Below are 617 nucleotides of genomic sequence, written 5' to 3'. Positions count from 1 at the left end.
CCCCCAGCAGCGCGGGCACGGCCAGCAGCGTGACCCAGATCAACCGCTGGTCCAGAATCGCCGCATCCGGCATCCGATCGAACCACGCGCCCAAGGTCACCGGGTCGGACAGCGCGCCGTGCCCGATCAGGTCGGTCGCGGTCTGCACCAACACGAACCCGATCATGCCAAGCGCGGCCAGTCGCGTTGCAAGCCCGATCAGCAGCAGTGCGGGTAGCAGGAATTCGGCCCAGGTGCCGGCGATGACGACCGCGTGCTGCCAGGGGGCAAGCGCACCCACATCAAACCCCGCCGCCGCCATCGCGCGGGGGAAGATCTGCGCATACGCCCCTAGGGCGGGTTGGATCAGGCCCAACGGGCCGTCGCCATGCTTGGTCAGGGCGGAGGCCCAGAAGTAGATCAGTAAAGATGCAGCAAAAGTGAAACGCACGAGTGTCGTCAAGATCGGCTTTGCGCTTCTCTCTTCGATAGACGGTATGAAATTTTCATATTTTTTTATAGTGCTATGCATTGTGTCCCTCACCCTGAAAGCCGCAGATCGCGCCATGTTTCAGAAGAATGTTCAAAAGCTCTAGAATATCGGAATCCTGAAATTCTGAATCCGCGCATTCCAGTGC

Annotated in this window: 1 protein-coding gene; it reads right to left on the bottom strand. The window is 60.0% G+C overall.

From position 1 onward, the window contains the following. The coding region (locus tag CKO23_RS25055) for a DoxX family membrane protein (RefSeq protein ID WP_200336302.1) at positions 1–511 on the bottom strand (511 nt) is incomplete at its 3' end. Positions 512–617: the final 106 nt, after the last annotated feature.

The organism is Thiocystis violacea (assembly GCF_016583565.1).
Classification (GTDB): Bacteria; Pseudomonadota; Gammaproteobacteria; order Chromatiales; family Chromatiaceae; genus Thiorhodococcus; species Thiorhodococcus violaceus_A.
Note: the sequence above shows the minus strand (reverse complement) of the source record. Positions and strands in the feature narration are given on the sequence as shown.